The organism is Alphaproteobacteria bacterium, assembly GCA_019695395.1.
Lineage (GTDB): Bacteria > Pseudomonadota > Alphaproteobacteria > JAEUKQ01 > JAIBAD01 > JAIBAD01.
The window spans coordinates 1-4,044 of sequence record JAIBAD010000072.1 but is presented as its reverse complement, the minus strand read 5'-3'; the positions used below and the strand labels follow the sequence as shown (position 1 = coordinate 4,044).

Genomic DNA, 4,044 nt, shown 5'->3' with positions numbered 1-4,044 from the left:
CCCAAGATATTGATGGTTTTGTCTTTTGGACACGGAATCCTAAACCCTTTTTAGAGTCACTTGTGAAGGTTAAAAATCTTAAGCTTCCCTTTATAATACAATGGACCATCACCAATTATCCCAAAGAACTTGAAAAATCCGTTTTGCCTATGGATCAAGCCATAGATTTAATGCACCATATTTCCAATCTTTATGGGCCAGATGTTTGTGTGTGGCGTTATGATCCAATCATAATGATTGAAAACCATATGGATCCTTTATGGCATGAAAAAAACTTCAAAATGTTGGCAGAAAAAATTCAAAAGGCAAGTAATGAGGTTGTTATGTCTTTTTATCATCCTTATCGCCACAGCCAGCAACGATTGAAAAAAGAAAACATCCCCGTCTTTGATATAGAATTTGAAGAAAAGATAATTTTATTACAAAAATTATTTGTTATGGCCAAGGATTATGGGTTTGCCCCAACTTTATGTTCGCAATCCCAATTTTCGGATCCACATACCCCTATTCAACCAGCCAAATGTATTGATGATCTGCGCTTTAGTAAAATTATGGGCAAAAATCTTACTTTTAAAACCAAACCTAATCGGCCTGGATGTCTATGTGCAGAATCCCAAGATATTGGTTTTTATGAAAGTTGTGCACAGGAATGTTTATATTGCTATGCAGTCAAAAATTTTAAAAAAGCAAAAGAAAATGTAAAAACTATAAATAATAAATTCTTATTAGAGCAAGATAAACTAAAAAGTCTTTGAATCCCTAACAAGTTTTAATTATTAAGTAAAAACCTAAAGGTTATTTAAAATTTTATTTTACATATAAAAATTTCATTATAATTATAAATTAATTTTATATTTAATTTAGAAATTAATACTTTTTTAATAATTATATTATAAAAATTTCTAATAATTGAGAGTGCAAATATATATTTTAATAATTTAACAGAATAGAGGTATAACTATGACAAGTATAAAATCCAGTTTACGAGCATCATCTGTTCTTATTTTACTTGCAATACTTAGTGCATGTGGAGGTAAAGGTAGCAGCCCATATTGGGTCCCCCATGGATGTAAAGATTGCGCACCTGGTGGCTATCCTGAACCTTTTGCTTATCCTAGAGATCCTGGCACTGGTGGTTCCCCACGCCCAAACTCCTATAATAGTCAAATATCATCTCTTACTACAAATTCACCTAAATCTGTTGAAAAATTTATTGTTGAAGGTCACTTAGTTGAAATCATTGATCGTCAAACCGTTCGCATTGATGGGATGGAAGGGAAAGAGTTTAATATCGATGGTCATCATGTTGAGGTATTAGGTATCGATAGTTTCAAAATTGATGGGCAAGTCTTTTACATTCAACTTCCTCCACCCCCACGCTCTAAGGTAACAACGGCACCTAAATTCCAGGGATCTGGGAATGCAGCCTTTACCCAAGCAGCACCTCCTCCACGGGTAAAAGCAGCAGTAAAAGTTACCGCCCAAAATGGTCAAGCAACCACCATGTTTGGTGCCCCACCTCCAAGAAAGAAAGTTGCTGATACAACCAGCAATAATGATGGGGTAGCCGCACGTGACAGACAAGCTTCAGAAATAGCTGGAGATGATGAAGACTAGATAAATAAATTTATTGTACTTCTCTCTTAAAATTAAGAGAGAAGTACAATCTTTACAACTTATAAAAACGAGAAAAATAATATGTTTAATAGAAAATTCAAACCTAGCTTAATTATATTTTTGGCATTTGCTACACTTGTTGGATTAAATGCCTGTGGTTCAAGGGATGATATAATTGGTCTTCCACGTGACCCTTGGGGTGAACCCTATGTCCCAGAAATAATGAAAACAAAACCTAAACCTAAAACAGCAACTTCTTCCAGTGCCTTATCATCAAATCAACTGGTTGAAACCTATATGGTTGAAGGACATGTGGTGCAAATTGTTGATCGTCAAACAGTAAGTATTGATGGAATGACAGGTAAAGAGTTTGATATTGATGGTCATCATATTGAAGTATTAGGTATCGATACATTTAAGGTTGATGGGCAAGTCTTTTATCTTCAACTTCCCCCACCTCCACGGTCAAAAGTAACAACGGCACCTAAATTCCAGGGATCTGGGAATGCAGCCTTTACCCAATCTGCACCACCACCTCGTGCAAAAACAGCACCAGCTGTAACTGTTACAGCCCAAAATGGTCAAGAAACAACTATGTTTGGTGCCCCACCTCCACGGACAAAAGCTGTTGATACAAGCAGCAACAATAATGGGGTTGCCGCACGTGACAGGCAAGGCGCAGATTCAGATGTGTCTGGTGATGATGACGATAGATAGGTAAAATAAAAACCCCCTTAATAATTAAGGGGGTTTTTAACATACAAACTTAAAAATAATGAGACACCATTCTGGTTCAAAATTATCTTAGATCGCAGCAATAGATAAAATATTAAATTTTATAAACCTAACCAAAATTTATTAATATAAATTAACCCTTTCTTAATAATTATACTATAAATATTTTTTATAAATAAATTGTTATTTATAAAATTTAATAATGTAACAGAATAAGGGGACAATATGCTTAACAAAAAAACTATCTATACTTTAATAACGTCTTTTGCGCTTGTTTCTTTGGTTGGTCTTGGAGCCTGTCAAGACAACAAAGTACCAGCACCTCAACCAAAACCTATAGATCCATTTGGTTTTAAATGGGATCCTAAACCAAAATCTAATGGTTATGCTGATAGTTCATCTTCAAACCAACTTGTTGAAACCTATATGGTTGAAGGGCATGTGGTCCAAATTGTTGATCGCAAAACAGTCAGTATCGATGGGATGACAGGTAAAGAGTTTGATATCGATGGGCATCATGTTGAAGTATTAGGTATCGATACCTTTAAAGTTGATGGACAAACATTTTATCTTCAGCTCCCTCCACCTCCACGTTCCAAGGTAACAACGGCACCTAAATTCCAAGGATCTGGGAATGCAGCCTTTACCCAATCTGCCCCACCACCCCGTACCAAAGCAGCAGTAAAAGTTACCGCCCAAAATGGTCAAGCAACAACTATGTTTGGTGCCCCACCCCCAAGAAAGAAAATTGCGGATAGTACCAGCAATAATGATGGGGTAGCCGCACGTGACAGACAAGCTTCAGAAGTATCAGGTGACGATGAAGGTAGATAGATAGATAAAGCTATATTTTAAAACCATCACCCCTCTAAAATTAAAAATTTTAGAGGGGTCTTTTATACTTCTCACTTATATTATAACCATACATTGGTATTCTATATTTATAAATTAATGTGATAATATTCGGATTATAACAAAATTAATTTTTAAAATTATTTAATGCAAAGGAAAAATTTTATGAATAGAAAAATTATTCTAACTCTGGCAGTTACCGTATTAATAGTAAGTGCTCTTAATGCCTGTGGTAAAAAAACAAATATTGGCATTGGTGCAGATGGTTGTATTGGTGGAACCGGTCAAGGTGGTGGTATTTGTTACCTTCCTTTTCCTGGTAATCCTGGCCCTGATGCAGGTTCTGATCCAACAAGAGGCACAAGAAACCTAGATCATGATGCTAAAGAGCGTTCTTCTACCCAAGTTGAAAAAGACGCCCCAAAACCAAATACTTAATTAAGTTAATGTTATTAATAAAATTACCCTATATAATTACAGGGTGATTTTATTTTATTGAATTTAATTATTTTAAAATTATTTTTAGAATATGAAAACGTTTAATTCTTTATTTGATTCGAAAAGCAATTTTTTTGATATTTTGTTATAGTTTTTAAATTTTTTGAAAATAAATTAACTTAAAAAATTTTTAATAGTAGGTTAATTGAATAATAAAAAAATTCATCTGATTACAGATACATGTAGTAGAATTTAGGGATTTATTATTAAATTTAAAAAATAATTTATATATATATTTGAATCAATATATTATTATAATAATATATAAAATATTTTTTTTTAAAAAATTAATTGTTTTTTAACTATTACCCAATCAAATTAAAATATATTTAAAAATATTTT

5 protein-coding genes are annotated in these 4,044 nt (G+C 33.4%); all 5 read left to right on the top strand.

Annotation, left to right across the window (positions count from 1 at the left end):
- The coding region (locus K1X44_08910; protein MBX7147406.1) for a DUF1848 domain-containing protein at window positions 1–755 on the top strand (755 nt) is incomplete at its 5' end.
- Between the two features lie 205 nt (window positions 756–960).
- Complete coding sequence (locus K1X44_08905) at window positions 961–1,617, top strand: hypothetical protein (GenBank protein ID MBX7147405.1); 657 nt, start codon at window positions 961–963, stop codon at window positions 1,615–1,617.
- Window positions 1,618–1,698: 81 nt separating this feature from the next.
- Complete coding sequence (locus K1X44_08900; protein ID MBX7147404.1) at window positions 1,699–2,334, top strand: hypothetical protein; 636 nt, start codon at window positions 1,699–1,701, stop codon at window positions 2,332–2,334.
- A 243-nt stretch (window positions 2,335–2,577) separates the two neighbouring features.
- Window positions 2,578–3,186, top strand: a complete 609-nt coding sequence (locus K1X44_08895; GenBank protein ID MBX7147403.1) for a hypothetical protein — start codon at window positions 2,578–2,580, stop codon at window positions 3,184–3,186.
- 183 nt (window positions 3,187–3,369) lie between these two features.
- Window positions 3,370–3,642, top strand: a complete 273-nt coding sequence (locus tag K1X44_08890) for a hypothetical protein (GenBank protein ID MBX7147402.1) — start codon at window positions 3,370–3,372, stop codon at window positions 3,640–3,642.
- Window positions 3,643–4,044: the final 402 nt, after the last annotated feature.